This window comes from Cupriavidus sp. DF5525 (assembly GCF_040149425.2).
GTDB classification, from domain to species: Bacteria; Pseudomonadota; Gammaproteobacteria; order Burkholderiales; family Burkholderiaceae; genus Cupriavidus; species Cupriavidus pickettii_A.
Genome location: NZ_CP168265.1, coordinates 4,141,573 through 4,167,834 on the forward strand (window position 1 = coordinate 4,141,573; position 26,262 = coordinate 4,167,834).

Here is a 26,262-nt window from a genome sequence, read left to right on the forward strand (position 1 = left end):
GAGGCCGCGGTACGGCACCATCAAGCCGCAATGCGCCGTTGCGCCTGCCAGCGGCGGCGCGGGTGTGCATCTTGCTTGGCTTGGCGCGAGGCGTACGCCGCGCCAAGCCCTTGAAGGGCGCGCGCCGCGGCCTCATCTCTCCATACCACCCTGGCTCCGCCCCCGCCCCAATGCCCCCTCGCACCACGATCCTGACCGCCGCCATCGTGACGGCCCTGCTGCACGGCTATATCGGGCTGCGCCTGCTGCCGGCGATGCCCGTGCCGATGCTGGTCAAGACGCTCGCCGTCCTGTGGCTCGCCATGTCGTGTGCTCTGCTGCCCGCTGGCCTGCTGGCGCGTCGCTTCAGCCAGCCGTGGTCTGACCGGATTTCCTGGATCGGCATGCTGGCCATGGGATTTTTCTCATCTTTGCTGGTGCTGACGCTGGCGCGCGACATCGCACTGGCCACCGCCTGGCTGGCCGGCAAGCTGCTCGGCTGGCAGATGCCCGGGCTGACGGCAGGCAGCGCCCTGGCGGTGCCGCTGCTGGCCGTGCTGGTCACGCTGGCCGGCTACATCAATGCCCGCCGCCTGGCGCGCGTGGTCGAGGTGGACGTGCCGGTCGCCGGCCTGCCCGAGGCGCTACATGGATTCACCATCGCCCAGATCAGCGACATCCACGTCGGCCCCACCATCAAGCGGCCCTACCTCGACCGCATCGTTGACCGCGTCAACAGCCTGCAGCCCGACGCGGTTGCCATCACCGGCGACCTGGTCGACGGCACCGTGCGCGAACTGTCCGCCCACACCGCGCCGCTGGCGCGCCTGCAGGCGCGCCACGGCACCTACTTCGTCACCGGCAACCACGAGTATTACGCCGGAGCGCAGCCGTGGATCGACGAACTGCGCCGGCTCGGCCTGCGCGTGCTGATGAACGAGCACGTGGTGCTGCAGCACGGCGGCCACCCGCTGGTGCTGGCCGGCGTGACCGACTACTCCGCCGGCCGCTTTCACGAAAGCCACCGCAGCGACCCGCACCGCGCCATCGCCGGCGCACCGGCGCAGGCCGGCGTACGCGTGCTGCTGGCGCACCAGCCGCGCACGGCCACGGTGGCGGCGGAAGCTGGTTTCGACCTCCAGCTGTCAGGGCATACCCATGGCGGGCAGTTCTGGCCGTGGAACCTGTTCGTGCCGATGCAGCAGCCGTACACCGCGGGGCTGGTGCGGCATGGGGCGATGTGGATCTATGTGAGCCGGGGGACGGGGTATTGGGGGCCACCCAAGCGGTTTGGGGCGCCGTCGGAGATTACGCGGTTGCGGTTGGTGCGGGCAGCTGACTAACGCAATGCGGCGGTTTGCTCCCTTCTCCCGCGTGCGAGAGAGGGGAGCGTTCACGAGGGGTGGCAGCTCGCCCATACACTCGCGAGCTTCACAGCCATAAAAAAACCAGGCCCGCAGGCCTGGTTTCTCTTATCGCACTCCGCAGCAAATCACCGCGCAATCGGCTTATAGCGAATCCGCTTCGGCTTGGCCCCTTCCTCACCCAGCCGGCGCTTCTTGTCGGCCTCATATTCCTGGTAGTTGCCCGGGAAGAACTCCACATGCGAGTCCCCTTCAAACGCCAGGATATGCGTCGCGATCCGGTCCAGGAACCAGCGATCGTGCGAGATCACCATCACGCAGCCGGCAAACTCCAGCAGCGCATCTTCCAGCGCCCGCAGCGTTTCCACGTCAAGGTCGTTCGACGGCTCATCCAGCAGCAGCACGTTGCCGCCGGCAATCAGCGTCTTGGCCATGTGCAGGCGGCCGCGTTCGCCACCCGACAGCGTGCCGACCTGCTTCTGCTGGTCGCCCCCCTTGAAGTTGAAGCGGCCGATATAGGCGCGCGACGGCGTCTCGTACCTGCCCACCGTCAGGACATCGGCGCCGCCCGAGATTTCTTCGAATACGGTCTTGGTGCCGTCCAGCGCATCGCGGCTCTGGTCGACAAACGCCATCTTCACGGTCGGCCCGATCTTGATCTCGCCGCTGTCCGGCTGTTCCTTGCCGGTCAGCATGCGGAAGAAGGTTGACTTGCCGGCGCCGTTCGGGCCGATGATGCCGACGATGGCGCCCGGCGGCACCTTGAAGCTGAGGTTGTCGATCAGCAGGCGGTCGCCATAGCCCTTGCTCACACCGTCGAACTCGATCACTTCGTTGCCCAGGCGCTCACCCACCGGGATGAAAATTTCCTGGGTTTCGTTGCGCTTCTGGTATTCCTGGCTGTTCAGCTCGTCAAAGCGCGCCAGACGCGCCTTGGACTTGGCCTGGCGGCCCTTGGGGTTCTGGCGCACCCACTCCAGCTCCTTGTGCAGCGCCTTCTGGCGGGCCGATTCGCTGGCCTCTTCCTGCTTCAGGCGCGCTTCCTTCTGGTCCAGCCACGAGCTGTAGTTGCCCTTCCAGGGGATGCCCTGGCCGCGGTCCAGTTCCAGGATCCACTCGGCGGCGTTGTCGAGGAAGTAGCGATCGTGGGTCACGGCCACGACGGTGCCCGGGAAGCGGGTCAGGAACTGCTCCAGCCAGTCCACCGACTCGGCGTCCAGGTGGTTGGTCGGTTCGTCGAGCAGCAGCATGTCGGGGCGCGACAGCAGCAGGCGGCACAGCGCCACGCGGCGCTTTTCACCACCAGACAGGTTCGCGATCTTTGCGTCCCACGGCGGCAGGCGCAGCGCGTCGGCGGCGATTTCCAGCTGCAGCTCGACGTTGTTGCCGTCGCTGGCAGCCAGGATCGCCTCGTACTTGGCCTGGTCGGCGGCCAGCGCGTCGAAGTCCGCGTCCGGCTCGGCATAGGCCGCGTAGATCTCGTCGAGCTTCTTGCGCGCTTCGAATACGCCGCCGAGCGCCTCTTCCACCGACTCGCGCACGGTCTGCTCGGGATTGAGCTGCGGTTCCTGCTGCAGGTAGCCGATGTTCAGGTTCGGCATCGGCGTGGCCTCGCCCTCGATTTCCTTGTCGAGGCCGGCCATGATCTTGAGCAGCGTGGACTTGCCCGAGCCGTTCAGGCCCAGCACGCCGATCTTGGCGCCGGGGAAGAACGACAGCGAGATGTCCTTCAGGATGTGACGCTTGGGCGGGACGATCTTGCCCACGCGGTTCATGGTGAAAACGTACTGTGCCATGGGTGCGTGTTGGAGGGTTGTTCGGGAATGGCGGGAGTGTATCAGGCGCGATCAGGCAGATAGGGCACGCTCAGCCGCCTCCGGCCGGATTCCGTCCTCGCCGGTACAATGTCAGGTTCGACTTTCCGCCGATTTTTCAAGCGACCGCCATGAGCAAACCCGCCCTGACCCTGAAGTTCAAGTGCAAGAAGTGCACCAAACCCGTCACGCTGTACCTGCAGAAGACGTCCGCGTGCTCGCACATCACGCCGTACCAGGGCTTCTGCAAGTGCGGCGAGATGATGCGCCATGCCACCGGCGACAAGGACGCGGTCGAGTCGTTCGTCAACTCGCTGGACAACAGCTGGATGCACCACCATCACCACCACCACTGAGCAGGCCGCTGCAGTGACTGAAACCTGGCGCCCCGCCGGCAAGGACCCGATGCGCTTCCTGGGCGGCTACCCGCCCGGCGTGCTCGACCAGGTGCGTGAGCTGATCGCCGCCGGCCGCCTGGGCGACCATATCGCGCGCCGCTACCCCGGCCGCCACACCGTACAGACCGACCGCGCGCTGTACGAGTACACCGCCGCCATCAAGCAGGAATACCTGCGCAGCGCGCCGCCGCTGCACAAGGTCGGCTTCGACGCACGACTCGATTCCGCCCAGCGCGCGCTAGGCCTGCATACCGCGATCTCGCGCGTGCAGGGTGGCAAGCTCAAGGCCAAGAAGGAAATCCGCGTGGCCTCGCTGTTCAAGGAAGCGCCGCCGGAATTTCTGCGCATGATCGTCGTGCACGAGCTCGCCCACCTGAAAGAGAGCGAGCACAACAAAGCCTTCTACCGGCTCTGCGGACACATGGAGCCGCGCTACCACCAGTTGGAGTTCGATACGCGGCTCTACCTGGCGTGGCGGGAACTGGAAAGCAGCGCTCCCGCCAGCGCAGGCGATCAGGCGTCGCAGGCGTAGCGGTACGCGCCGTTGAGCTTCTGCGGCAGCACCACCGTGCGCAGGTTGGCAGCCTGCGCCGCTGCACACAGCGGTGCGCGCGTGGCGGCGTCCTTGTACTTGGTCGCATACTCGATCTGGAACACCGGCTTGCCCTGCCCGGTGAACGCGGTGTAGACGCCGCACTCCTTGTACTTGAAGCACTGTTCGTTGATCGCGAAGTCGAATTCCGCCGCGAGCACGTCCACCTGTGCGATATCGTTCTTCAGTCCCACCGCCAGTCCGCGTGCATGCGCCTCGGCCGCGAGGAAGCGGTTGTAGTCGAGTTGGGTCTCGGCCGTCAGCGGCAGGCCGGGGCTGTTGGTGTAGGCGTCAACGTTGTCCGGATCGACCGCATCGCAGCCCTTGCTGACCGCCAGGTCCATGCGCGCCTGCATGATCTGGCGCACGTTGGCCGAGCGCGTATCGAGCCAGCTTTCGCCCGCCCAGCCTGCCAGCGGCGCGCCCATGTCGGCGGCGGTGAACTGGCTGTAGTCCGGGCGCCAGTCTTCGGCGCTGCCGGCGGAGAAGTAGCAGATCACGCGACGGCCCTGCGACTTGAGCGTTGCGATGGTGGCCGTGGGCGTGTCGAACAGGTCGATGTCGTAGGCGACCACCGCGTAGCTGGTATTGAGTCGGCCGGTGAACTGGATCTGAAACGTATCGGTGATGGCCGGCGCCCAGCGCGTGGTGGCGCTGGTGGTGGTTGCCGTGACAGCGTACTTTGGTGTCGTGGCTGCCATCGTCGACGCCGATGGCGACACCATCTCGGTCTGTTCCCCGTCCCCGCCGCAGCCGCCCAGTACGACGGACAGCATGACCCCGGCAAGCGCAGCATATTTGCTTTTCATGTTCTTCTACCCTTCCCTGTTGTGAAGCCCGAGCAAAATCGACGGCCTGTGTTGTCTCTGCTCCGTACCCGTTGGCCTGCCGATACGGTTCAAGCACTTTAGCGGATTCCCGTGATGGTTTGCCATGTCCAATCGGATGGCACGGCGCCACTGTTCGCGAGGCGCAACACAGGCAAATGGGCTACGGCATCTGGATGGTTCAGATGTAGCCGGGCCGTTTTGTCGGTTGGTTCGTCAATAGCTCGCGCTGAGGTGTGGAGAACAGCGTCAAAGCGATTGAGCACTATGTGAAGGAACTCGACGCCCTCGGGCGGGGGCTACACCGATTGGGTCAACACCCACCTTCAAATGTTCCAGTACCTGCTCAAGGCCTGGTATGGGAGTGGCGGGAATCGACAGATTGGCAGCGTGGATGGCGGGAAAATCGGCGCAGATCGACTGATAACCCGCCGCCGGTGCCGCCGCCTCGCCAGAATCGTCGCCCCTCAAATCGACAAAACTACCAAAACAGCCACCGTTACCGTTTTGTGCCTACAATTGCCGCATAAGAAACCTGCCTGACCGCCGTCGCACCGGTCCGCGACACAAGACGTGGTTAGCGCAGATCCTGAACGGGCAATAAGAAGAGCAACAAGGCATGGCCACGCTGATTCCCGCGCTGGGTTCGGTCACTTCGCGCATGACCAGTGGAGAGAGACGCTTCGCCGAGCGTCTGGAGGCAAAGCTGGAAGACGACTACCTGTGCTGGTATGACGTCGCCATCGGTGAAAAAACCAGGCATCCCGATTTCATCGTCTTCCATCCCAGCCGCGGTCTGCTGGTGCTGGAGGTAAAGGACTGGCGGCTGGATACGATACGGGAGATCGATCAACGCGATGTCACGCTGCTGACGGATCGTGGGCTGGTGCGGGAGATGAATCCCCTGGAGCAAGCCCGGCAGTACATGTTCTATGTCACCAACCTGCTGCAGCGCGACCCGCAGCTGGTCTGGCCCAGCGGCTCACTGAAGGGCAAACCCTTCTTCCCCTACGGCTGCGGCGTCGTCCTGTCCAACATCACGCGCGCCCAGTTCGACAAGACCGACCTCGGTGACGTCCTGCCGTCGCACCTGGTGATCTGCCAGGACGAGATGTATGAGACGGTCGACGCAGAACACTTCCAGCAGCGCCTGTGGGAGATGTTCCCGGTCAAATTCACCTTCAAGCTTTCCCTGCCGCAGATCGAGCGAATTCGCTGGCATCTGTTCCCGCAGATCCGCATGCCAGAGCAGCGCACGCTCTTTCCGGAGGACGCCGCCGGACCACTGGATATGCCGGACATCCTGAGTGTCATGGATCTCCAGCAGGAGCAACTGGCACGCAGCCTCGGCGAGGGCCACCGCGTTATTCATGGCGTCGCCGGCTCTGGCAAGACGATGATCCTCGGCTACCGGGCGGAGCATCTGGCAAAGATCGTCACACGGCCGGTCCTCGTGCTTTGCTACAACAAGACCCTCGCCGCCAAGCTGGCGGCGACGATAATCGAGAAAGGCATCGAAGAGAAGGTCCACGTCTACAACTTCCATGCGTGGTGCTCGCGGCAGCTGGAGACGTACAACATCGACCGTCCGAAAGGCCGGCCCAGCGATGCGCTTTTCGAGGAAATGGTGAATCGGGTCATCCAGGGCGTGGACCGGAAGGCAATCCCGGCGGGCCAGTACGATGCCGTGCTGATCGACGAAGGCCATGACTTCCGGCCAGAGTGGTTCAAGCTGGTGGTCCAGATGGTCAATCTGGAGAGCAATTCGCTGTTGGTGCTTTATGACGACGCGCAGTCCATTTATGGCGGCGCCAAGAAGCGCGGGATGACCTTCGCCAGCGTCGGCATCCAGGCCCGGGGCCGAACCACCATCCTCAAGCTGAACTACCGCAATTCCCAGGAAATCCTGGCCGTCGCGCGTAGTTTTGCGGATGAATTGCTCCGGCCAACGGAGGGTGCCGACGACGAGGCTCCGACTGTACAACCTGTCGGCGCCGGTCGCCGCGGCAACAAGCCGCTGTTGATCGAACTGCCAACTGTGGAAGCAGAGGCTGAACGCATCGCCCAGATCCTGACCGACGAAAACCGCGCCGGGACGCCGTGGTCAGAGATGGCGGTGCTGTATCGCCATTGGGACACTGCCGGCCATGTCACGAGTGCGCTGACGCGCAGGGGCATTCCATTCGAATGTCCTCAAGTCAGCAACAAGCGATTCACGCCCGGCGCAGACAGCGTCAAGGTGATCACCATGCATAGCAGCAAGGGGTTGGAGTTTCCGCTGGTATGCATTCCCGCCACCGGGATGCCGCATAAGCATGATGAGGCGGAGGAGAACGAGGCGCGGCTGATGTATGTGGCGATGACGCGAGCTACGCGGCAGCTAGTGATGACGTTCGGGCTGGAATCGCGGTTCGCTGGGAGGCTGAGGGACGCGGTCGGGCGACTGCAGCAGTAGCTTACTGGCCCGATCCGCCTGTGGCGAACATCGTTACCATCGCCAGAAGCTTTATGTCGGCCAGCGCTTGGTGGTAACGCCAAAAACAAAACGGCCTCCCGTATCGGGAGGCCGCCTGAATTCTGGTGCCGGCTGCAGGACTCGAACCCGCCACCTGATGATTACAAATCAACTGCTCTACCTGATGAGCTAAGCCGGCATGTCTGGTGCAGACCGCGATTCTACTGCATTGCGGCCCGCTTTGGGATGACTTACTTCACCACCTTCAACGCAGGCTTCTTGCCGCCTATGCGGGGCACCGGAGGCGGCGTGTCATCGTCGCCGGGGCCGGTGTCGGCGGTCGTTGCCTGGCTTTCGGCTTCGACCGGCGCCAGCTTGGGCGGCGGATTGTTTTCACGCTCGGTGGCGGCCTGTGTTTCCGGCACGCTGCGCTCGACCGGGAAGGCCATTCCCTGCCCGTTCTCACGGGCGTAGATGGCCAGCACGTTTTCGACGGGCACGTCGATCTTGCGCGAAACACCCCCGAAGCGAGCGCTGAAGGTGATCCACTCATTGCCCATGTCCAGGCCGCTGGTGGCGTCGAAGCTTACGTTGAGCACGATCTCGTTGTTTTTGACGAACTCGCGCGGCACGTTGGTGTTGGCGTCGACGAAGACGGCGACATACGGCGTGAAGCCGTTGTCCGTGCACCATTCGTAGATGGCGCGGATCAGGTAGGGCTTGGTGGAGGTTTCAGGCATTGTGCTTCCAGTGGCGCCGTGGTGGCCCGATGGCGGATGCCTTCGGGCCGGTGCCGGTTAGCGGCGCATCACCTTTTCGGACGGGGTGAGCGCTTCGATGTACGCGGGACGGCTGAAAATGCGCTCAGCATACTTCAGCAGCGGCGCGGCGTTCTTCGACAGCTCGATGCCGTAGTGGTCCAGGCGCCACAGCAGCGGCGCGATGGCGACGTCGAGCATGGAGAACTCTTCGCCCAGCATGTACTTGTTCTTGACGAAGATCGGCGCGAGCTGCGTCAGGCGGTCGCGGATCGCGGCGCGGGCGCGTTCGTGGTTCTTTTCCGCGGCCTTGCCCTTTTCGTTTTCCAGCACGTAGACGTGCGTGAACAGTTCCTTTTCGAAGTTGAACAGGAACAGGCGGGCGCGGGCGCGCTGCACCGGGTCGGCCGGCATCAGCTGCGGGTGCGGGAAGCGCTCGTCGATGTATTCGTTGATGATGTTCGACTCATACAGAATGAGGTCGCGCTCGACCAGGATGGGTACCTGGCCGTACGGGTTCATCACCGAAATATCTTCGGGCTTGTTGAACAGATCGACGTCGCGGATTTCAAAATCCATGCCCTTTTCAAACAGGACAAGGCGGCAACGTTGGGAAAACGGGCAAGTCGTACCCGAATACAACACCATCATGGTTGGATTCCTTGGGCTTAGCCGAAGCAGGGTCGGACGATAAGGTCAGCCATTCTGCCAAAATCGGACACCGAAAAGCAAATAAGTTGCAAACAGCGCACTTTTTCGGTGCGCTTCCTGCATATTTCCAAAGAGAAAAGGCCAGAACGGTGCTGCCTTCGCAACATCCGCATCTGGCCTTTTCCTTGACGACTGCTGCGCCAGCTTACTTCACGTCCTTCCAGTAAGCGGCATTCAGGCGCCAGGCGAAGACCGTGAACACGCCCAGGAACAGCAGCACCCAGACGCCCAGGCGCTTGCGGTGATTCTGCGCGGGCTCTGCCATCCAGTCCAGGAAGCCGACCAGGTCGGCGGTGGCCTGGTCGTACTCGACCTTGCTCAACTTGCCCTGGCTCAGTTGCTCGAAGCCGGCGAACTTGTGGACCTTCTCGCCGTGCTCTTCCACTTCCGTGAACTTGGCGGCGCGCTGGCCCTGCAGTTCCCACAGCACGTGTGGCATGCCGACACTCGGGAACACCAGGTTGTTCCAGCCGGTGGCGCGGCTGTCGTCACGGTAGAACGTGCGCAGGTAGGTGTAGAGCCAGTCGTCGCCGCGGGCGCGGGCGATCACCGACAGGTCGGGCGGCTGCGCACCGAAGAAGGCCTTGGCTTCCTTCGGCTGCATGGCGATGGTCATGGTCTCGCCAACCTTGTCAGCGGTGAACAGCAGGTTTTCGCGGATCTGGTCATCGGTCAGGCCGATGTCCTTGAGCCGGTTGTAGCGCATCATCGATGCGCCGTGGCAGTTCAGGCAGTAGTTGACGAACAGCTTGGCGCCGCGCTGCAGCGACGACAGGTCGGCGGTGTTCACCGGAGCCGGCTCCAGGGGGAAGCCCCCTTCGCTGGCCATGGCGGGCGCGGCGGCAAAGCAGGCGCCGGCCAGCGCGATGATGGAAAGCAGCTTTTTCATCTTGTGTCCTTGTGCTCTTGTCGGGGTTCGCTGCGCTCAGTGCGGGTGGAACGTGACACGCTCCGGGACCGGCTTGAACTCGCCGACACGGCTCCACAGCGGCATGGTCAGGAAGAAGGCGAAGTACAGCAGCGTACCGAGCTGCGACACCTTCTCACCCACCGGCGACGGCGGTTGCACGCCGAGGTAGCCGAGAACCAGGAACACCACCACGAAGACGGTCAGGATGGTCTTGTGGAAAGCGGGACGATAGCGGATGGACTTGACCGGCGAGTGGTCCAGCCACGGCAGGAAGACCAGGATCACGACCGAGCCGCCCATCACCAGCACGCCCCAGAACTTGGCGTCGATGAAGTAGAAGCCCACGGCCAGGATCACCGCGACGGCGATGGCGCCGATCTTCACGCGTGCATCCTTGCTGCGCAGGAACACCAGGCCGAGCAGCAGCGCGAAGAACACCCACAGGATCGGCAGGAAGTTCGACGTCGTCGCGCGCAGCATCGAGTAGAACGGCGTGAAGTACCAGACCGGCGCGATATGCGGCGGGGTCTTCAGCGGGTCGGCCGGGAGGAAGTTGTTGTGTTCCAGGAAATAGCCGCCCACTTCCGGGAAGAAGAAGATCACGGCCGAGAAGATGAGCAGGAAGCCGGCAACGCCCAGCGTGTCGTGCACCGAGTAGTACGGGTGAAACGGGATGCCGTCCAGCGGGATGCCGTTCTCGTCCTTCTTGGCCTTGATCTCGACGCCGTCCGGGTTGTTCGAACCCACTTCGTGCAGCGCGATGATGTGGGCGATGACCAGCGCCAGCAGCACCAGCGGCACGGCGATGACGTGGAACGAGAAGAAGCGGTTCAGCGTCGCGTCGCTCACCACGTAGTCACCGCGGATGAACAGCGACAGGTCCTGGCCGATCACGGGAATCGCCGAGAACAGGTTCACGATCACCTGGGCGCCCCAGTACGACATCTGGCCCCACGGCAGCAGGTAGCCCATGAAGGCTTCGGCCATCAGGCACAGGAAGATCAGGCAGCCGAAGATCCAGACCAGCTCGCGCGGCTTGCGGTACGAACCGTACAGCAGGCCCCGGAACATATGCAGGTAGACCACGACGAAGAAGGCCGAGGCGCCGGTCGAGTGCATGTAGCGCACCAGCCAGCCCCAGGGGACTTCGCGCATGATGTATTCCACGCTGGCGAAGGCCACGGGAATGCCGGCGGCGTTCAGCGTGGCGTCGGGCTTGTAGTTCATCACCAGGAAGATGCCGGTGACGATCTGGATCACCAGCACCAGCAGTGCCAGCGAACCGAAGAAGTACCAGAAGTTGAAGTTCTTCGGCGCGTAGTACTTGGAGAGGTGGTCTTCCCAGAGCTGAGTTGCGGGGAAGCGGGCGTCGATCCAGCCGAGCAGGCCGGTGGTCTTGACTTGTTTTTCGGCCGCCATGATCAGGCTTCTCCTTTCTCGTCCTTGCCGATCACGATCTTGGTATCGGTCAGGAACTGGTAGGGGGGAACATCGAGATTCTGCGGAGCCGGCTTGTTCTTGAAGACGCGCCCGGCGAGGTCGAAGGTCGAACCATGGCAGGGGCAAAGGAAACCGGGATCAGCGCCGAGTTGAGGATTGGCGCCAGGGCCGAAGGGGCCGGAAGGCGAGCACCCAAGGTGGGAACAGATACCCACCACGACCAGGACGTCCTTGTGCTCCGGGCGCGAACGGGTTTCGTTCTTGCAGTACTCGGGCGTCGGCATGGTGAATGGAATATCGGAAGTGGGATCGGCCACTTCGCCGTCAGTCTTCTTCAGCGACGCAAGCTGTTCGTCCGTACGCCGCATGATCCAGACCGGTTTGCCGCGCCACTCGACAGTCATCATCTCGCCGGGCTTGAGCGCGCCGATATCTGCCTCGACTGGCGCACCCGCGGCCTTGGCCTTCTCCGATGGTGCAAACGTACTGACGAAAGGAACCGCTACCGCTACGCCTCCGACGCCGCCAGCGACGGATGTCGCGATCAACCAATTGCGGCGACCTTTATCCACGCTCTTCACGTCTTGCTGGTCACTCATTCCAAACCCCAGGGGAAGTCAATTTAGATTTTGCGTCAACCATAAAGTGTACCTTAGACACCTGCGCGCTAGATAGGCAGAAATTGCCACGGGCCCGTACGATTATCGGACGTGCTTGCCGGAAATCCGCTTGTGTGCTTGCTTTCCGGGCAGTGATGCGGCAGGCTTTGGCTTGAAACCGTTCATCGCTAGCAACAAGAAGGAGAACCCCAATGGGCATGATCTCGGAATTCAGAACCTTCGCCGTTCGCGGCAATGTGATCGACCTGGCGGTCGGCGTGATCATCGGCGCTGCCTTCGGAAAGATCGTGGATTCAGTGGTCAACGACCTGATCATGCCGCTGGTGGGCCGCGTTATCGGCAAGCTGGACTTCTCCAATCTGTTCGTCACATTGTCCGATCCCCCACCCGGGACGCCCATGACGCTGGATGCGCTGAAGAAGGCCGGCGTGCCCGTGTTTGCCTACGGCAATTTCCTGACCATCGCGGTCAACTTTCTCATTCTTGCCTTTATCATCTTCATGATGGTGCGCGCGTTCAACAGGATGCGCGAGAAGGAACCGCCTCCGCCGCCCGCAGCGCCGCCCGAAGAAGTGGTGCTGCTGCGTGAGATCCGCGACAGCCTCAAGACGCGTTGAGCGGAAACCGGCCGTGCGCTGCATTGCGCGCTGACCCGGGAAGATAAAACGGCCCCGATGGGGCCGTTTTGTTTTGCGTCAGACAGGATTCGGAATATCGATGAATGTATGGCGCAGGCCGAAGCGCTGGGCCACATGTTCCCCGAGCGAGCGGATGCCGTAGCGCTCGGTGGCGTGGTGGCCTGCAGCGAGATAGGCCACACCGCTCTCGCGCGCCAGGTGCGTGGTCTGCTCCGAAACCTCGCCACTGAGATAAGCATCGACGCCCGCGGCGACCGCTGCGTCGAAATAGCCTTGCGCGCCGCCCGTGCACCAGCCAATGGTGCGGATCATCTGCTCCGGTTCGCCGATGACCAGCGGCTCGCGCCCGAGCACCCCGCCCACATGCGCGGACAGCGCGGCGAGCGGCATCGGCGCGGGCAGCGTGCCGGTCCAGCCGAGCTGGTCGTCGCTGAAGCGGCCGGTCGGCGTGAAGCCGAGCTGCAGCCCAAGCTGGGCGTTGTTCCCGAACTCAGGATGGTTATCCAGCGGGAGGTGGAAGGCAAACAGGTTGACGTCCGCACCCAGCAGCCGCTTCAGGCGCGCATGCTTCTGTCCCACCACGCGCGCATCCTCGTTTTTCCAGAAGTAGCCGTGATGGACGAGGATGGCATCGGCGCCAGCCTCGATCGCGGCATCGACCAATGCCAGGCTTGCCGTCACCCCCGTCACCACGTGAGTGACTTCCGGGCGACCTTGCACTTGCAGCCCGTTGGGACAATAGTCCTTGTAACGGGGAACTTCCAACAGGTCGTTCAAGTACAATTCAAGCTCTTTTGTTTTCATTTTCTGCTCAAAACTCCAATATGTTGCGGCGCTTTTGGCTGTTCTTTGCCCAGGCTGTCACCGTCGTGCTGGCGGTCTGGTTCGTCGTGGCCACACTGAAGCCTGACTGGCTGCAGCGGGGGCGCGTGGCGGTGCAGTCCGGTTCGCCGATTGTGGCGCTCAAGGAAGTGGTGCCCAACGTGTCGGGCCCGTCTGCCGAGGGGTCCTATAGCGAAGCCGCGCGGGAGGCGATGCCGGCGGTGGTCAATATCTTTACCAGCAAGAACGGTTCAAAGCGCTCGCCCAACCCGCAGGCCGAGGATCCGTGGTTCCGCTTCTTCTTCGGCGACCGGCTGCCGGAACGGCAGGAGCCGGTCTCCAGCCTGGGCTCTGGCGTCATTGTCAGTGCCGAGGGTTATATTCTAACCAACCACCACGTGGTGGACGGGGCCGACGAGATTGAGGTGGCGCTGACCGACGGCCGCAAGGCCGACGCCAAGGTGGTGGGTTCGGATCCGGAAACCGACCTGGCGGTGCTGAAGGTGACGCTCAAGGAGCTGCCCGCGATCACGCTGGGCCGGCTCGAGAACGTGAAGGTCGGCGACGTGGTGCTGGCGATCGGCAACCCGTTCGGCGTCGGCCAGACCGTGACCATGGGCATCGTGTCGGCACTGGGCCGCAGCCACTTGGGCATCAACACCTTCGAGAACTTCATCCAGACGGACGCTGCCATCAACCCGGGCAACTCGGGCGGCGCGCTGGTGGATGCGCAGGGCAACTTGCTGGGCATCAACACTGCGATCTACTCGCGCTCGGGCGGCTCGCTGGGTATCGGCTTCGCGATTCCCGTGTCGACCGCCAAGCAAGTGATGGAGTCGATCATCTCCACCGGCAGCGTGACGCGCGGCTGGATCGGCGTCGAACCGCAGGACATGACGCCGGAGATTGCCGAGTCGTTCGGGCTCGATGCGAAGGAAGGTGCACTGATCGCCGCGGTGGTCCAGGGCGGCCCGGCCGACAAGGCGGGCGTGAAGCCGGGCGATGTACTAGCCAAGGTGGACGGCCAGGCGATCACCGACACGACCGCTCTGCTCAACGCGATTGCCCAGCTCAAGCCGGGCGTGGACATCAAGATGACCGTGATCCGCCGCGGCAAGCCAACTGACCTGACGGTAACGATTGGCAAACGGCCCCCGCCGCCGCGCCGGGCGCTGCCGTTTGAAGAGGAAGAGTGAGTCCCGGCACTATGCCCCTGACGAAAAACCCCGCCTTGGACGGCGGGGTTTTTTTGTGCCTGGCGGTCCGATTGACCGTCGCATCGCGGTGGAGCGGCGACGGCCGCGCGCGCGGGCGACAGTTCAGGCGTTCCGGGAGACCAAGGCGTCGAGCGAAAAGCTCACCGCCGCCCTCGATGACATACGGATCGAGGAGGGCCGACTGCTGCACTGTGCTGGCCATGGCAGCACTCACTATCGAACGGTCACGGGTAGGCGCAATGACTCCGCACGTCATCGGCGTGCAAGCGGCGTCGGCAACACAGCGCCCGATCCACGGCACGGCGCAGCAGCAGGCATGCAGGCCGCGCGCCGATTCTCCGGCCGCCCTTCGATGTGCAGCATGACAGATACAGCGCGGTAACAGTGCAACAGCCTGTCCCACCATCTGGCCCCGCACAAGACAAAAGGCCGGCATCCTTGCGGATGCCGGCCTCTTGCTTCAAGCCAATCTTAAGCGAGCTTACGCCCGCGTCAGATTAGAACTTGTGGCGCAGACCAACCACAGCACCGAACTGATCCTTGTTCGGCTGAACGTTCGTGGTCGTGGCGGTGTTGAAGCCGTTCACGCCCAGGGCCGAGCCCTTGTCGTTCAGGGTGTACGACAGCGAGGTGTACACGTCGGTACGCTTCGACAGCGCGTAGTCGGCCGTGATCACGAACTGCCACGGATCTGCGTCGCTCTTGCGGAAGTCCTGGTAGTACGCAGCGCCCGACAGCGAGAACGCCGGGGTCAGCTGGTAGCCCAGACCCAGCCAGTACAGGTTCGACGCCGTAGCCGTGGTCAGGATACCATTGTCAACCGTCGTGCCGCCCGTCAGCGGGGCGCCGTCGAAGGCCTTGGCCCAGCGATAGCCGGCATAGACCTTGGCCGGACCGAAGGCGTAGTTGGCGCCGACGGAAGCGCGACGAGTGCGCTGGCCGCTTTGGTCAACACCAGCAGCCGACACGGTGCCGTGGATTTCGTCATAAGCAGCACCAACTGCGAACGGGCCAGCTGCGTAGCTCAGCAGCGCGCCGTACTGTTGGCCGCGGCGGAATTGGCCGGCGGTCTCCTGGCCGTTGTTGTTGAAGCTGTAGAAAGCCGAAGCGGTCAGGCCACCGAAGGTGCCGATGTACTTGACAGTGTTGTCAGCGCGTGCAGCAAACTGGGCGTCCTGAGCCAGGATACCGTAGCGCGACGAGATGGCCATCGGATCGTAGATCAGGCCGAAGTCATAGAACGACGTTTGTTGACGGCCCAGCAGCAGCGAACCGTATTGGCTTTGCAGACCGACGTAGGCTTGACGACCGAACAGACGACCGCCTTGGGCCGACGTGCCGTTGTCGAGGTCGAAACCGCTTTCCAGGACGAACACGCCCTTCAGGCCGCCGCCCAGATCTTCCACACCACGCAGACCCCAGCGCGAACCGGATTGGTTGCCCGACGACATGCGGAACAGATCGTCACCGGCGGCGTTAGCGTTGCTAACGTACTCGAGACCGACATCAGCCACGCCGTACAGGGTTACGCTCGATTGGGCATACGCGCCACCAGCGGCCAGAGCGGCGACGGCAGCAGCAAACAGTTTCATCTTCATATCGACACTTTCCTTGTCAACTGATTGGGAAATCTTGGTTGCCCAAGTACTTGGGCGACGTATTTACATTCACGTCTGCTGCGTATTATGTGCCAGCCCCCCCGGCCGTCAGAAGGCTTTTTCGGCGTAAACCACGCTTTGCGACGGTTTATGTTGTGATCGAACAACAGGATTGCCGAAAAAAATCCCCGTTTTGGTGCAAAAACGGGGATTGGCGGGATCAGAATGTCTACCTCAGCGGGATTAGTCCGGCTGCGTTTCCCCTGAAGCGGCGGACTCGGTGGTCGGTTTGCCGATGAAACGCGCCAGGATCAGCCCCAGTTCATAGAGCAGCACCAGCGGCACCGCCAGCAGTAGCTGCGACAGCACATCGGGCGGGGTCACGATGGCGGCAATGATGAAGGCGCCGACGATCACATAGGGGCGAATCTGCTTGAGCTTTTCCAGCTCCACCACGCCGAAGCGCACCAGCACGATCACCACCACCGGTACCTCGAAGGTGATGCCGAAGGCCAGGAAGGTGGTCATGGCAAAGCTCAGGTATTTGTCGATGTCGGTCGACATCTCCGCCCCGAGCGGCGCGTTGTAGTGCGCCATGAACTGGAACACCGTCGGGAACACCAGGAAATACGCGAACGCCACGCCGCACAGGAACAGGAAGTAGCTGCTCGACACCAGCGGCAGGATCAGCCGCTTCTCATGCTGGTACAGGCCGGGCGCGACAAACTGCCAGACCTGGTACAGCACCCAGGGCAGCGCGATCAGGAAGGCCACCAGCAGCGTGACCTTCATTGGCACGAAGAACGAGCCGGTGACGTCGGTCACGATCATCTTGCCGCCCTTGGGCAACGACTCCATCAGCGGCGCGGCAAACAGGTTGAAAATCACCGGGGCCCAGTAGACCAGGCTGACGAAGACTAGGATGATCCCGGCCACCGCCTTGACCAGGCGCTGACGCAGCTCGATCAGATGGGAAATGAAAGTTTCCTGCTGCGATTCGTCTTGGGGATCGGGGGACGGGGTGTCGCTCATGGCGTGAACCGCTCAGCCGCGCTGGCTGGCAAGGTGGAATCGATCTGCACGGCGCGGCGCGCTTGCGCGGGCACGACGGCGGCAGCCGGAACGCAGGCCGGCAAGGTATCGCCGCGGGCCATGCTTACTCGAAGAAGGAACGGGACGGCCGGGTGGCCGGGCGGTGACGCTTCACTCGCGCGGCCCCCGACTGCACCCAGACCCGGACATTGTGCTGGCGCTTGAACCACAGCGGACGCGCTCCCTGCTTCACGCGCCAGCTCTTGCGCCCGTTGTGCGCCTTGTGCGCCGCGTCCCAGCTGGGCACGAAGCCGTCGCCACTGCCGGAGCCCACGCTGCTGGTACCGATGCCAGACTCGGCACCGCCCAGCGCCTCGTTCACCGCCTGGGTCTGCTCGCTGACTTCCTTGTGGATGGTGCGCTCGACATCGCGCGCCGCATCCTCGAATTCAGTGCGCATCTTGCGCAGCTCTTCCAGCTCGACCTCGCGGCTGACTTCGGCCTTGACGTCGTTGATATAGCGCTGCGCGCGCCCTACCAGCGCGCCCACCGTACGGGCAACCTTGGGCAGGCGCTCGGGACCGATCACGATCAGTGCCACGGCGCCGATCAGAGCCAGCTTGGAAATGCCGAGATCAATCATGCGGACACGTCATGCGGACAACATGCGAAGAACAGCGGATGCGCGCATGCGCAGGCAGCCACGATTGCGGGAAGGGGATGGCACACCGCCGGCTTACTGCTGCTGGCGGGACTTTTCCTTGGCGTCGACGTCGATGGTGGTGGTATCGCGCAGTTCCTTGGCCTGGGCCGGCTGGCCAGCCTGTGCCGACTTGTCTTCGCCGTCCTTCATGCCGTCCTTGAAGCCCTTGACCGCGCCGCCCAGGTCCTGGCCCATATTGCGCAGCTTCTTGGTGCCGAACACGAGCATGACGATCACCAGCACGATAAGCCAGTGCCAAATGCTAAACGAACCCATTTTTTGCTCCTGATGAAGCCTCGGGCGCAATCATTGATGCCCGGACCCGTTGTTCCGTCCCGTTATGGCCGCGCCGGGCGACGGTTGCCGGCGCAGCTTCCGCCCGGGCGTTGCCGCCGCAGGCGCTCCCATGCCAAGCCGCCCGATCAGGGCAGCGTTCCCTTCCACTCGTGACGCGGCCCACCCAGCACATGGAGGTGCAGGTGGTAGATCACCTGGCCGCCGTCCGGGCCGGTGTTGATCACCGTCCGGAAACCGTTGGTGCAGCCAGCCGCGCGCGCGAGTTCAGGCACCTTAAGTAGCATTCTAGCAAGCACCTCCCCTTCGCTGGCGCCGCAATCGGCCAGCGAGTCGACATGCGACTTGGGAACGACCAGCAAGTGTACCGGGGCCTTGGGATGGATATCGTGGAAGGCCACCATGTCGTCGTCTTCGTAGACTTTTCGCGACGTTAGCTGGCCGGCCACGATCTTGCAGAAGATGCAATTATCCTGAGCGTTCATGAAGTTTTCATTGCGACGGCCACGACACCCCGGCATCACCTTCGGGCGCCTAGCCTGACCGGCATCAGAACTGCTGATCCGGGTACATCGGCTTGCTGTCGTTCAGGTACAGCCAGCCCTTGACGATACGATACAGCATCCACAGCGACAACACGGCCCAGACGGCAAAGGCAAGCGGTATCAGCACCACCGTGGCGAACAATACGCCGCCGAGCGCGCCCCACACCACCGACCACCAGAACGAGCGGATCTGCCAGGCGAAGTGCGACGCATACAGTGAGCCGCGCGCATCGTCGCGCTTGACGTAGTCGATCACGATGGCGATCAACGCGGTGATTCCGCCGGTCAGCCAGAAGATGGCATACAGCGCATACAGGATATGCAGCAGCTTGCGCAGGCTGCTCAGCTGTTCGCCGCTGGGAGTGGTCACTTGCCCGGTGTAGTCGTTGGCCATGTTCGCCCTTGTTGTCGGAGGCCTGCCCTTTTCCAGGTGGAAAGGCAGGCGGGAAGCTGGCCGGCGCTATGCAGATCCTTGCCGGTCAGCCCTCGTCCTTGCGTCGGGCCTTTTCTTCCAGGCCGGACAATCCCTCGCGCCGTGCCAGTTCATTGACCACGTCGGCCGGCGTCAGGCCGAAGTTTGCCAGCAATACCATGCTGTGGAACCAAAGGTCCGCCACTTCATAGACCACCTTGGCGGCGTCGGCGCCACTCTGGCCGGCCGCGCGCGCGTCCTTGGCGGCCATCACGGTCTCGGTGGCTTCCTCGCCGATCTTCTTCAGGATGGCGTCGTCGCCCTTGCTGAACAGGCGCGCCACATAGGACTTGTCGGGATCGCCGCCGTTGGCGGGCTTGCGCGATTCCAGCACTTCGGCCAGGCGCGCCAGCACATCGTTGCTGCTGAGTTGGGTGTCGCTCATGGCTTGGTGTAGATCTGCGCAGGGTCCTTCAGCACCGGCTCGACCGTGTGCCAGTCGCCGGATTCGGCGTCGCCGTCGAACTTCTGGAAGAAGCAGGAATGACGCCCGGTATGGCAGGCGATACTGTCGACCTGCGTGACCTTGAGCAGCACCACGTCCTCGTCGCAGTCCAGCCGGATCTCATGCACCTTCTGCACGTGGCCGGACTCTTCGCCCTTGTGCCACAGGCGCTTGCGCGAGCGCGACCAGAACACGGCCTCGCCCAGCTCGACGGTGCGCTGCAGCGCGTCGCGGTTCATGAACGCGAACATCAGCACGTCGTTCGAGCCGACTTCCTGCACGATCACCGGCACCAGCCCGTTATCGTCCCACTTGACCTTGTTGAGCCATTTCTTTGCCATGATCAGATCCGCACGGGAATGCCCTCGCGGGCCATGAATGCCTTGGCTTCGCCCACGGTATGCTGGCCGTAGTGGAAGATGCTGGCGGCCAGCACCGCGTCGGCGTGGCCCTGGGTGATGCCGTCGGCCAAGTCCTGCAGGCCGCCGACGCCGCCCGAGGCGATCACCGGCACCGGTACCGCGTCGCTGACGGCGCGGGTCAGTTCCAGGTCGAAGCCGCTCTTGGTGCCGTCGCGGTCCATGCTGGTCAGCAGGATCTCGCCGGCGCCGCGCGCGGCCATTTCACGGGCCCATTCGACCGCGTCCAGTCCCGTCGCCTTGCGCCCGCCGTGGGTGAAGACCTCCCAGCGCGGGGCTTCGCCCGGGGCGGAACTGCGCTTGGCGTCGATCGCCACCACGATGCACTGCGAGCCGTACTTGGCGGTCGCGTCCGACACCAGCTGCGGATTGGCGATGGCCGACGAGTTCACGCTGATCTTGTCCGCGCCCGCATTGAGCAGGCGCCGCACGTCTTCGACCGTACGCACGCCGCCACCCACCGTCAGCGGGATAAAGACCTGCGAGGCCACATCCTCGATGATGTGCAGCATCAGGTCGCGTCCGTCGCTGGTCGCGGTGATGTCCAGGAATGTGATTTCATCGGCGCCCTGCTCGTCGTAGCGGCGCGCGATTTCCACGGGATCGCCCGCATCGCGCAGCTCAACGAAGTTGACGCCCTTGACCACCCGCCCGTTGGTAACGTCCAGGCAGGGGATGATACGTTTGGCTAGCATGAGATTCCTTGTCCGCCGCCGCTTCCGACGAAACGGCGGGCCCGGCGGCGGCTGCGCTCGCGGCGCGTTGGCTTACTGCCCGTCGCGCAGCTTGTCGGCCAGCGCCTGAGCAGCGGCAAAGTTGAGGTCCCCGGAGTAGATCGCGCGGCCGCAGATGACGCCTTCGACACCTTCGCCCTCGACCGCGCACAGGTTGTCGATATCGGCCAGGTTGGACAGCCCGCCGCTGGCGATCACCGGGATCGACATCGACTGCGCCAGTTTGACGGTGGCGTCGATATTGATCCCCTGGAGCATGCCGTCGCGGCCGATATCGGTGTAGATGATGGCCTCCACGCCGTAGTCTTCGTACTTGCGCGCCAGGTCCGCCACTTCATGGCCGGTCAGCTTGCTCCAGCCGTCGGTGGCCACCTTGCCATCCTTGGCGTCCAGGCCAACGATGATATGGCCGCCGAAGGCCGAGCAGGCGTCCTTCAGGAAACCGGGGTTCTTGACCGCGGCCGTGCCGATGATGACGTACGACAGGCCGTCATCCAGCCATCGTTCGATGGTGTTCAGGTCGCGGATACCGCCGCCCAGCTGCACCGGGATCTCGTCGCCAACCTCGGCGATGATGGCCTTGATGGCGGCCTCGTTGCGGGGCTTGCCGACGAATGCGCCGTTCAGGTCCACCAGGTGCAGGCGCCGCGCGCCCTGCTCCACCCAGTGACGTGCCATGGCGGCGGGATCTTCGGAAAAGACGGTGGCCTGGTCCATGTCGCCTTGTTTGAGGCGTACACACTGACCGTCCTTCAGGTCGATGGCCGGAATGAGCAACATATGCGTGACGAGCGTGGTTGAGTAAGGGAAGTTGAGCGAGACCGGCGCTGCCGGTCAGGTCTGGGGTCGATAATCGATCGGAAACTTGGTCGAATGAACGGGTCGAGTCAGCGGTCGATAGATCGGTAAAAAAACGATTCGGGTGCCTGGTCGTGCCTGGATCGCGCCGCGGTGCCGTGTCGGCGCCTCAGGGGTTCCAGTGGACGAAGTTCCGGTACAGCTGCAGGCCCAGGGCCGCGCTCTTCTCGGGGTGGAACTGCGTCGCAAAAATATTATCGCGCGCTACCGCGCTGGTAAATACGACTCCATACTCCGTTTCGCCGGCGATATGGGCCGGGTCCTGCGCCTGCACATAGTAGCTGTGGACGAAATAGAACCAGCTGTCGTCCGGGATACCGTCCCACAGCGGGTGCGGCTTCGCCTGGCGCACCCGGTTCCAACCCATCTGCGGCACCTTGTAGCGCGAGCCGTCGGGCTGCGTCATGCCGTCCAGCGCAAAGCGCACCACCTGGCCGGGCATCAGGCCCAGCGCCGGTGTGCGCTGCGCACCAGCACGACTTTCGGTGCTGAACTCGAACAGCATCTGTTCGCCAACACACACACCCAGCATCGGCTTGCTGCCGGCGGCCTCGATCACCGCCTGCTGCAGCCCGGACGCGCCCAGCGCCGACATGCAGTCCGGCATCGCGCCTTGGCCCGGCAGCACCACGCGGTCCGCGCTCCGGATGCCTTCGGGGGCATCCACCACCCGCACGTCCGCTTCCGGCGCCGCGGCACGCAGCGCCTGCGCCACCGAGCGCAGGTTGCCCATGCCGTAATCCACAATTGCTATGGTAGTCATGATTTCAAAACAGGCAACAATGTCTTCAGCCCGTCCACAATGAATTCCACGGCCAGCGCCGACAGGATCAGCCCCATCAGGCGCGTGCCGATATTGATGCCGGTGCGGCCGATCACCCGGGCAATCGGGTCGGCCGCGCGGAACACCATGTACACCACCGCCCCGATCACCACGCCCAGGCCGACCAGGATCAGCAACTGATACCAGTGCTGCGTCTTGCCGGCATAAACGATCACCGTGCTGATCGAGCCAGGCCCGGTCAGCAGCGGCAGCGCCAGCGGCACCACCGCGATGCTGGACTTTACCTCGGCCTCGTCCTCTTCTTCCGGCGTGGCCCTGGTGCGGCTGGTCTGCGCGTTCAGCATGTTCATGGCCATCATGATCATGATGAGCCCGCCACCCACCTGCAGCGACGCCACCGAGATATTGAAGAACTCGATGATCTGCTGCCCCAGCAGCGCCGACACCGCCACCACGATCGCCACCGAGATCGACGCGATCTTGATGGTACGCAGCTTTTCCGCTTCAGTCTGCTGGCTGGTCAGGCTGATGAAGAACGGGATCGCCCCGATCGGGTTGATCAGCGCCAGCAGCGAAATAAACGACTTGAGCGTATCCATCGGTTGCGGGTCGCCAGCGGCGCTGGCGGATTCAGCCTGGGGGCCTGGAAAAGGTCAGCGGGCGCCGCAACCAGCCGGCACGCCTACGGTTGTTCGAAGTGGTCGATGCGTTGTCGATGCGTTGGCAGGCGCCTCAGAGCGTACCCTTGGTCGACGGGATCGTGTTCGCCGCGCGCGGGTCCAGCTCCACCGCCATGCGCAGGGCCCGGCCAAAGGCCTTGAACACGGTTTCGCACTGGTGGTGGGCATTGATGCCGCGCAGGTTGTCGATATGCAGGGTCACGCCCGCATGGTTGACGAAGCCGCGGAAGAACTCGATGGTCAGGTCGACGTCGAAGCTGCCCACGCGCGCACGCGTGAACGGCACGTGGAATTCCAGGCCGGGGCGGCCGGAGAAGTCGATCACCACGCGCGACAGGCATTCATCCAGCGGCACATAGCTGTGGCCGTAGCGGGTGATGCCCTTCTTGTCGCCGATGGCCCGGGCCACGGCCTGGCCAAGCGTGATGCCAACGTCTTCCACCGTGTGGTGGTCGTCGATATGCGTGTCGCCGGTGGCTTCGACCTCCAGGTCGAACATGCCGTGCCGGGCGATCTGATCCAGCATGTGGTCGAGGAACGGCACGCCGGACGCCAGTTTCTGGCGGCCGGTGCCGTCGAGATTCAGGGAAACGCGGATTTGCGTTTCCGAAGTATTGCGGGTGACCTCTGCAACACGCATGGTGTTAATCCTGCAGCGACGCTGCGAATGCCTCAAGGAACTGCGCGTTTTCTTCGGGCGTGCTGACCGTGACGCGCAGACAATTGGCCAGCAACGGGTGCATTTTACTCACGTTCTTGATCAACACCTTGCGCGCCAGCAGCCGGTCGAACGTCTGTGCGGCATCCGGCACGCGCGCGAGCAGGAAGTTGGCGGCGCTGGGGAACACCGTCACCCCCGCTTGCGCGGCCATGCCGTCGGCCACGCGGGTGCGTTCGGCGCGCAGTTGTGCGGCCTGTTCGTCCAGCACCAACACATGCTCCAGCGCGAACAGCGCGGTGGCTTCGGTCAGCACGTTGACGTTGTACGGGGGACGCACCTTGTCGATTTGCGCCAGCCATTCCGGCGCGCCGGCCAGGTAGCCCAGGCGGATGCCGGCCAGGCCCAGCTTGGATACGGTGCGCATCACCAGCAGGTTGCCGAAATCCGTCAGGCGCGGCATCCAGCTGTGCTGCGCGAACGGCTGGTAGGCCTCGTCCACCACCACCAGGCTGTTGCAGATCTCGCCCTGGGCGGCGCGCACGATGGCCTCCATGTCGGCGGCATCGAACAGGTTGCCGGTTGGGTTGTTCGGGTAGGCCAGGTAAATGATGGCGGGCTGCTGCTCGGCCATCGCGGCCAACATGGCGGCGCGATCGAGCGTGAAGTCCGCGCGCAGCGGCACGCCGACGAACTGCAGGCCGGCAAACTGCGCCGACATCGCGTACATCACGAAGCCCGGCACCGGCGCCATCACCTTCGCGCCCGGCTTGGCCGCGGCCAGCGCCAGCATGCTGATGATCTCGTCCGAGCCGTTGCCGAGCAGAACGTCCATGCCGGCGGGCACCTGCATCACGGTCTTCAGCTTCGCGCGCAGGGCTTCGCTGCTGGGCACCGGGTAGCGGTTCAACGCGACCTCGCCCAGGCGCTCGGCCAGTTCGCGGCGCAGCTCGGGCGGCAGCCGGTACGGGTTCTCCATCGCGTCGAGCTTGACCAGACCGTGCGAATCCGGCACGTGGTAGGCGCCCATGGCGCGTACGTCGTCACGGATGATGCGTTCGATCAGGGAGGGCTCTACGGCTGACATGGAAACTCCAAAGTTGGCTGCTTTATCAGGCAGCGTGGGTCAGTAAATCAATTGCGTTTGAAACGATATTCCGCGCTGCGCGCGTGGGCCTGCAGGCCTTCGCCGTACGCGAGTTCGGCGGCGATCTGGCCGAGCATCTTCGCCCCGCCCTCGCTCACTTCGATCAGGCTCGAACGCTTCTGGAAGTCATAGACCCCCAGCGGCGACGAGAAGCGCGCGGTGCGCGAGGTCGGCAGCACGTGGTTGGGACCGGCGCAGTAGTCACCCAGCGATTCGCTGGTATAGCGGCCGAGGAAAATGGCGCCGGCGTGGCGGATCTTCTCGCTCCACTGGCGCGGGTTCTCGGCGGAGATTTCCAGGTGCTCGGGCGCGATCGCATTGGCGATCTCGCAGGCTTCTTCCATGTCGCGCACCTTGATCAGCGCGCCGCGGCCGGAGATCGACGCGGCGATCACGTCGCGGCGCGGCATGGTGCCGAGCTGGCGCTGGATGCTGGCTTCGACGCGGGCGATATATTCCGAGTCCGGGCACAGCAGGATCGACTGCGCCAGCTCGTCGTGCTCGGCCTGCGAGAACAGGTCCATCGCCACCCAGTCGGGGTCGGTGGTGCCGTCACAGATCACCAGGATCTCGGACGGACCGGCGATCATGTCGATGCCGACGGTGCCGAACACGCGCCGCTTGGCCGCGGCCACGTAGGCATTGCCCGGGCCAACGATCTTGTCGACCTGCGGCAGCGTGGCGGTGCCGTAGGCCAGCGCGCCAACAGCCTGCGCACCGCCGATGGTGAACACGCGGTCCACGCCGGCGATCTGCGCGGCCGCCAGCACCAGCTCGTTGCGCACGCCGCCCGGCGTGGGCACGACCATGATGATTTCCTTGACGCCCGCGACGCGCGCCGGGATCGCATTCATCAGCACCGACGACGGATACGCGGCCTTGCCGCCCGGCACATAGATGCCGACGCGGTCCAGCGGGGTCACCTTCTGGCCCAGCATGGTGCCGTCGGCCTCGGTGTATTCCCAACTGTGGCTGCCGCACTCGATCTTCTGCTTCTCGTGGTAGGCACGCACACGCGCGGCGGCGGCCTCCAGCGCGGCGCGGCGCTTAGGCTCGAGGTCCTCGAGCGCGGCTTCCAACTGCTGCTGCGACACTTCCAGCGCGCCCATCGACGACGCTTCCACGCGGTCGAAACGCTTGGTGTATTCCAGCACTGCGGCATCCCCGCGCGCCTTCACGTCTGCCAGGATCTGCGCCGCGGCGCGGTCGATGGCCTCGTCCTCGCCGGCCTCGAAGGCCAGCACCTGGCGCAGCGCCTCGGCAAAGCCGGGCTCGCTGGAATCAAGCCGGCGGATCGGCAGGTTTTCCATTTCGGTTGCGTTCATGACTTCTTTCCTCTCAGGCGGCC

At 63.8% G+C, this 26,262-nt stretch carries 29 protein-coding genes and 1 tRNA gene; 6 read left to right on the top strand and 24 right to left on the bottom strand.

Annotated elements, in window-relative coordinates:
- Positions 1-170: 170 nt before the first annotated feature.
- On the top strand, positions 171-1,322 hold the full coding sequence (locus tag ABNX08_RS19305; protein WP_022536781.1) for a metallophosphoesterase: 1,152 nt from the start codon (positions 171-173) through the stop codon (positions 1,320-1,322).
- Positions 1,323-1,471: 149 nt separating this feature from the next.
- On the opposite strand, the gene ettA is transcribed toward ABNX08_RS19305, so the two are convergent.
- Positions 1,472-3,139, bottom strand: coding sequence for an energy-dependent translational throttle protein EttA (ettA, locus tag ABNX08_RS19310; RefSeq protein WP_349605148.1), 1,668 nt, complete (start codon positions 3,137-3,139; stop codon positions 1,472-1,474).
- A gap of 149 nt (positions 3,140-3,288) precedes the next feature.
- Here ettA and ABNX08_RS19315 point away from each other — a divergent pair, with 149 nt between their 5' ends.
- Positions 3,289-3,513 (top strand): hypothetical protein, encoded by a 225-nt coding sequence (locus ABNX08_RS19315; protein WP_010812270.1) that lies wholly within the window; start codon positions 3,289-3,291, stop codon positions 3,511-3,513.
- Between the two features lie 49 nt (positions 3,514-3,562).
- Entirely contained in the window at positions 3,563-4,087 is a 525-nt protein-coding gene (locus tag ABNX08_RS19320) for a M48 family metallopeptidase (protein ID WP_349605163.1), read from the top strand.
- Here ABNX08_RS19320 and ABNX08_RS19325 read toward each other — a convergent pair.
- Positions 4,069-4,956, bottom strand: a complete 888-nt coding sequence (locus ABNX08_RS19325; protein WP_349605146.1) for an endo alpha-1,4 polygalactosaminidase — start codon at positions 4,954-4,956, stop codon at positions 4,069-4,071. The two genes, ABNX08_RS19320 and ABNX08_RS19325, sit on opposite strands and share 19 nt — an antisense overlap.
- Positions 4,957-5,593: 637 nt before the next feature.
- Between ABNX08_RS19325 and ABNX08_RS19330 the strand changes: the two genes are divergently transcribed.
- A complete protein-coding gene (locus ABNX08_RS19330; RefSeq protein WP_349605144.1) occupies positions 5,594-7,429 on the top strand; it encodes a 3'-5' exonuclease in 1,836 nt (611 codons plus the stop codon).
- Positions 7,430-7,552: 123 nt separating this feature from the next.
- Here the strand turns inward: ABNX08_RS19330 and ABNX08_RS19335 are convergent.
- The 6 genes from ABNX08_RS19335 to petA all read right to left on the bottom strand — a co-directional run bounded on the left by ABNX08_RS19335 (position 7,553) and on the right by petA (position 11,847).
- Positions 7,553-7,628 (bottom strand) — tRNA-Thr (locus ABNX08_RS19335).
- A 52-nt stretch (positions 7,629-7,680) separates the two neighbouring features.
- Positions 7,681-8,169, bottom strand: a complete 489-nt coding sequence (locus ABNX08_RS19340; protein ID WP_022536794.1) for a ClpXP protease specificity-enhancing factor — start codon at positions 8,167-8,169, stop codon at positions 7,681-7,683.
- A 57-nt stretch (positions 8,170-8,226) separates the two neighbouring features.
- A complete protein-coding gene (locus tag ABNX08_RS19345; protein ID WP_008643086.1) occupies positions 8,227-8,838 on the bottom strand; it encodes a glutathione S-transferase N-terminal domain-containing protein in 612 nt (203 codons plus the stop codon).
- A 205-nt stretch (positions 8,839-9,043) separates the two neighbouring features.
- Positions 9,044-9,787: a cytochrome c1 gene (locus ABNX08_RS19350; protein WP_022536795.1), complete on the bottom strand. Its 744-nt coding sequence runs from the start codon at positions 9,785-9,787 to the stop codon at positions 9,044-9,046.
- Between the two features lie 36 nt (positions 9,788-9,823).
- Entirely contained in the window at positions 9,824-11,227 is a 1,404-nt protein-coding gene (locus tag ABNX08_RS19355) for a cytochrome bc complex cytochrome b subunit (protein ID WP_022536796.1), read from the bottom strand.
- 2 nt (positions 11,228-11,229) lie between these two features.
- Positions 11,230-11,847 carry a ubiquinol-cytochrome c reductase iron-sulfur subunit gene (gene petA, locus ABNX08_RS19360; protein ID WP_022536797.1) on the bottom strand — a complete coding sequence of 206 codons (618 nt, stop codon included), beginning with the start codon at positions 11,845-11,847 and terminating at the stop codon, positions 11,230-11,232.
- Between the two features lie 212 nt (positions 11,848-12,059).
- On the opposite strand from petA, the gene mscL reads away from it, so the two are divergent.
- Positions 12,060-12,485: a large conductance mechanosensitive channel protein MscL gene (gene mscL, locus ABNX08_RS19365; RefSeq protein ID WP_022536798.1), complete on the top strand. Its 426-nt coding sequence runs from the start codon at positions 12,060-12,062 to the stop codon at positions 12,483-12,485.
- 78 nt (positions 12,486-12,563) lie between these two features.
- Here the strand turns inward: mscL and ABNX08_RS19370 are convergent, their stop codons facing one another.
- On the bottom strand, positions 12,564-13,310 hold the full coding sequence (locus ABNX08_RS19370; protein ID WP_022536799.1) for a Nif3-like dinuclear metal center hexameric protein: 747 nt from the start codon (positions 13,308-13,310) through the stop codon (positions 12,564-12,566).
- 20 nt (positions 13,311-13,330) lie between these two features.
- Between ABNX08_RS19370 and ABNX08_RS19375 the strand changes: the two genes are divergently transcribed.
- Positions 13,331-14,524: a Do family serine endopeptidase gene (locus tag ABNX08_RS19375; RefSeq protein WP_022536800.1), complete on the top strand. Its 1,194-nt coding sequence runs from the start codon at positions 13,331-13,333 to the stop codon at positions 14,522-14,524.
- Between the two features lie 518 nt (positions 14,525-15,042).
- Here the strand turns inward: ABNX08_RS19375 and ABNX08_RS19380 are convergent.
- From ABNX08_RS19380 to hisD, 15 genes are all read right to left on the bottom strand, one after another.
- Complete coding sequence (locus ABNX08_RS19380; protein ID WP_022536801.1) at positions 15,043-16,143, bottom strand: porin; 1,101 nt, start codon at positions 16,141-16,143, stop codon at positions 15,043-15,045.
- A 243-nt stretch (positions 16,144-16,386) separates the two neighbouring features.
- A complete protein-coding gene (gene tatC, locus ABNX08_RS19385; RefSeq protein ID WP_022536802.1) occupies positions 16,387-17,175 on the bottom strand; it encodes a twin-arginine translocase subunit TatC in 789 nt (262 codons plus the stop codon).
- 124 nt (positions 17,176-17,299) lie between these two features.
- Complete coding sequence (gene tatB, locus ABNX08_RS19390; RefSeq protein ID WP_022536803.1) at positions 17,300-17,818, bottom strand: Sec-independent protein translocase protein TatB; 519 nt, start codon at positions 17,816-17,818, stop codon at positions 17,300-17,302.
- Positions 17,819-17,911: 93 nt separating this feature from the next.
- Entirely contained in the window at positions 17,912-18,154 is a 243-nt protein-coding gene (gene tatA, locus ABNX08_RS19395; RefSeq protein WP_022536804.1) for a Sec-independent protein translocase subunit TatA, read from the bottom strand.
- Between the two features lie 146 nt (positions 18,155-18,300).
- Positions 18,301-18,657, bottom strand: a complete 357-nt coding sequence (locus tag ABNX08_RS19400; RefSeq protein ID WP_022536805.1) for a histidine triad nucleotide-binding protein — start codon at positions 18,655-18,657, stop codon at positions 18,301-18,303.
- Positions 18,658-18,721: 64 nt separating this feature from the next.
- On the bottom strand, positions 18,722-19,111 hold the full coding sequence (locus tag ABNX08_RS19405) for a membrane protein (protein WP_022536806.1): 390 nt from the start codon (positions 19,109-19,111) through the stop codon (positions 18,722-18,724).
- An 85-nt stretch (positions 19,112-19,196) separates the two neighbouring features.
- Positions 19,197-19,574, bottom strand: a complete 378-nt coding sequence (locus tag ABNX08_RS19410; protein WP_022536807.1) for a phosphoribosyl-ATP diphosphatase — start codon at positions 19,572-19,574, stop codon at positions 19,197-19,199.
- Positions 19,571-19,975, bottom strand: a complete 405-nt coding sequence (gene hisI, locus ABNX08_RS19415) for a phosphoribosyl-AMP cyclohydrolase (protein ID WP_022536808.1) — start codon at positions 19,973-19,975, stop codon at positions 19,571-19,573. The genes ABNX08_RS19410 and hisI overlap by 4 nt, the downstream gene beginning before the upstream one ends.
- Positions 19,976-19,977: 2 nt before the next feature.
- On the bottom strand, positions 19,978-20,748 hold the full coding sequence (hisF, locus tag ABNX08_RS19420; protein WP_349605140.1) for an imidazole glycerol phosphate synthase subunit HisF: 771 nt from the start codon (positions 20,746-20,748) through the stop codon (positions 19,978-19,980).
- Between the two features lie 72 nt (positions 20,749-20,820).
- Positions 20,821-21,567: a 1-(5-phosphoribosyl)-5-[(5-phosphoribosylamino)methylideneamino]imidazole-4-carboxamide isomerase gene (gene hisA, locus ABNX08_RS19425; RefSeq protein ID WP_022536810.1), complete on the bottom strand. Its 747-nt coding sequence runs from the start codon at positions 21,565-21,567 to the stop codon at positions 20,821-20,823.
- Positions 21,568-21,754: 187 nt separating this feature from the next.
- On the bottom strand, positions 21,755-22,408 hold the full coding sequence (hisH, locus tag ABNX08_RS19430) for an imidazole glycerol phosphate synthase subunit HisH (protein ID WP_022536811.1): 654 nt from the start codon (positions 22,406-22,408) through the stop codon (positions 21,755-21,757).
- The gene (locus tag ABNX08_RS19435; protein WP_022536812.1) at positions 22,405-23,028 is read right to left on the bottom strand and encodes a YchE family NAAT transporter; all 624 of its coding nucleotides are present in this window, start codon (positions 23,026-23,028) and stop codon (positions 22,405-22,407) included. The genes hisH and ABNX08_RS19435 overlap by 4 nt, the downstream gene beginning before the upstream one ends.
- Before the next feature lie 133 nt (positions 23,029-23,161).
- On the bottom strand, positions 23,162-23,749 hold the full coding sequence (hisB, locus tag ABNX08_RS19440; protein WP_019451384.1) for an imidazoleglycerol-phosphate dehydratase HisB: 588 nt from the start codon (positions 23,747-23,749) through the stop codon (positions 23,162-23,164).
- A 4-nt stretch (positions 23,750-23,753) separates the two neighbouring features.
- Positions 23,754-24,854: a histidinol-phosphate transaminase gene (hisC, locus tag ABNX08_RS19445; protein WP_349605137.1), complete on the bottom strand. Its 1,101-nt coding sequence runs from the start codon at positions 24,852-24,854 to the stop codon at positions 23,754-23,756.
- A gap of 47 nt (positions 24,855-24,901) precedes the next feature.
- Positions 24,902-26,239, bottom strand: coding sequence for a histidinol dehydrogenase (gene hisD, locus ABNX08_RS19450; protein ID WP_022536814.1), 1,338 nt, complete (start codon positions 26,237-26,239; stop codon positions 24,902-24,904).
- Positions 26,240-26,262: the final 23 nt, after the last annotated feature.

What these genes read in the sequence shown, in the direction of transcription:
- ABNX08_RS19305 (WP_022536781.1), top strand. Translation starts at nt 171, where the DNA reads ATGCCCCCTCGCACCACGATCCTGACCGCCGCCATCGTGACGGCCCTG.
- ettA (WP_349605148.1), bottom strand. Translation starts at nt 3,139, where the DNA reads ATGGCACAGTACGTTTTCACCATGAACCGCGTGGGCAAGATCGTCCCG.
- ABNX08_RS19315 (WP_010812270.1), top strand. Translation starts at nt 3,289, where the DNA reads ATGAGCAAACCCGCCCTGACCCTGAAGTTCAAGTGCAAGAAGTGCACC.
- ABNX08_RS19320 (WP_349605163.1), top strand. Translation starts at nt 3,563, where the DNA reads ATGCGCTTCCTGGGCGGCTACCCGCCCGGCGTGCTCGACCAGGTGCGT.
- ABNX08_RS19325 (WP_349605146.1), bottom strand. Translation starts at nt 4,956, where the DNA reads ATGAAAAGCAAATATGCTGCGCTTGCCGGGGTCATGCTGTCCGTCGTA.
- ABNX08_RS19330 (WP_349605144.1), top strand. Translation starts at nt 5,594, where the DNA reads ATGGCCACGCTGATTCCCGCGCTGGGTTCGGTCACTTCGCGCATGACC.
- ABNX08_RS19340 (WP_022536794.1), bottom strand. Translation starts at nt 8,169, where the DNA reads ATGCCTGAAACCTCCACCAAGCCCTACCTGATCCGCGCCATCTACGAA.
- ABNX08_RS19345 (WP_008643086.1), bottom strand. Translation starts at nt 8,838, where the DNA reads ATGATGGTGTTGTATTCGGGTACGACTTGCCCGTTTTCCCAACGTTGC.
- ABNX08_RS19350 (WP_022536795.1), bottom strand. Translation starts at nt 9,787, where the DNA reads ATGAAAAAGCTGCTTTCCATCATCGCGCTGGCCGGCGCCTGCTTTGCC.
- ABNX08_RS19355 (WP_022536796.1), bottom strand. Translation starts at nt 11,227, where the DNA reads ATGGCGGCCGAAAAACAAGTCAAGACCACCGGCCTGCTCGGCTGGATC.
- petA (WP_022536797.1), bottom strand. Translation starts at nt 11,847, where the DNA reads ATGAGTGACCAGCAAGACGTGAAGAGCGTGGATAAAGGTCGCCGCAAT.
- mscL (WP_022536798.1), top strand. Translation starts at nt 12,060, where the DNA reads ATGGGCATGATCTCGGAATTCAGAACCTTCGCCGTTCGCGGCAATGTG.
- ABNX08_RS19370 (WP_022536799.1), bottom strand. Translation starts at nt 13,310, where the DNA reads ATGAAAACAAAAGAGCTTGAATTGTACTTGAACGACCTGTTGGAAGTT.
- ABNX08_RS19375 (WP_022536800.1), top strand. Translation starts at nt 13,331, where the DNA reads ATGTTGCGGCGCTTTTGGCTGTTCTTTGCCCAGGCTGTCACCGTCGTG.
- ABNX08_RS19380 (WP_022536801.1), bottom strand. Translation starts at nt 16,143, where the DNA reads ATGAAGATGAAACTGTTTGCTGCTGCCGTCGCCGCTCTGGCCGCTGGT.
- tatC (WP_022536802.1), bottom strand. Translation starts at nt 17,175, where the DNA reads ATGAGCGACACCCCGTCCCCCGATCCCCAAGACGAATCGCAGCAGGAA.
- tatB (WP_022536803.1), bottom strand. Translation starts at nt 17,818, where the DNA reads ATGATTGATCTCGGCATTTCCAAGCTGGCTCTGATCGGCGCCGTGGCA.
- tatA (WP_022536804.1), bottom strand. Translation starts at nt 18,154, where the DNA reads ATGGGTTCGTTTAGCATTTGGCACTGGCTTATCGTGCTGGTGATCGTC.
- ABNX08_RS19400 (WP_022536805.1), bottom strand. Translation starts at nt 18,657, where the DNA reads ATGAACGCTCAGGATAATTGCATCTTCTGCAAGATCGTGGCCGGCCAG.
- ABNX08_RS19405 (WP_022536806.1), bottom strand. Translation starts at nt 19,111, where the DNA reads ATGGCCAACGACTACACCGGGCAAGTGACCACTCCCAGCGGCGAACAG.
- ABNX08_RS19410 (WP_022536807.1), bottom strand. Translation starts at nt 19,574, where the DNA reads ATGAGCGACACCCAACTCAGCAGCAACGATGTGCTGGCGCGCCTGGCC.
- hisI (WP_022536808.1), bottom strand. Translation starts at nt 19,975, where the DNA reads ATGGCAAAGAAATGGCTCAACAAGGTCAAGTGGGACGATAACGGGCTG.
- hisF (WP_349605140.1), bottom strand. Translation starts at nt 20,748, where the DNA reads ATGCTAGCCAAACGTATCATCCCCTGCCTGGACGTTACCAACGGGCGG.
- hisA (WP_022536810.1), bottom strand. Translation starts at nt 21,567, where the DNA reads ATGTTGCTCATTCCGGCCATCGACCTGAAGGACGGTCAGTGTGTACGC.
- hisH (WP_022536811.1), bottom strand. Translation starts at nt 22,408, where the DNA reads ATGACTACCATAGCAATTGTGGATTACGGCATGGGCAACCTGCGCTCG.
- ABNX08_RS19435 (WP_022536812.1), bottom strand. Translation starts at nt 23,028, where the DNA reads ATGGATACGCTCAAGTCGTTTATTTCGCTGCTGGCGCTGATCAACCCG.
- hisB (WP_019451384.1), bottom strand. Translation starts at nt 23,749, where the DNA reads ATGCGTGTTGCAGAGGTCACCCGCAATACTTCGGAAACGCAAATCCGC.
- hisC (WP_349605137.1), bottom strand. Translation starts at nt 24,854, where the DNA reads ATGTCAGCCGTAGAGCCCTCCCTGATCGAACGCATCATCCGTGACGAC.
- hisD (WP_022536814.1), bottom strand. Translation starts at nt 26,239, where the DNA reads ATGAACGCAACCGAAATGGAAAACCTGCCGATCCGCCGGCTTGATTCC.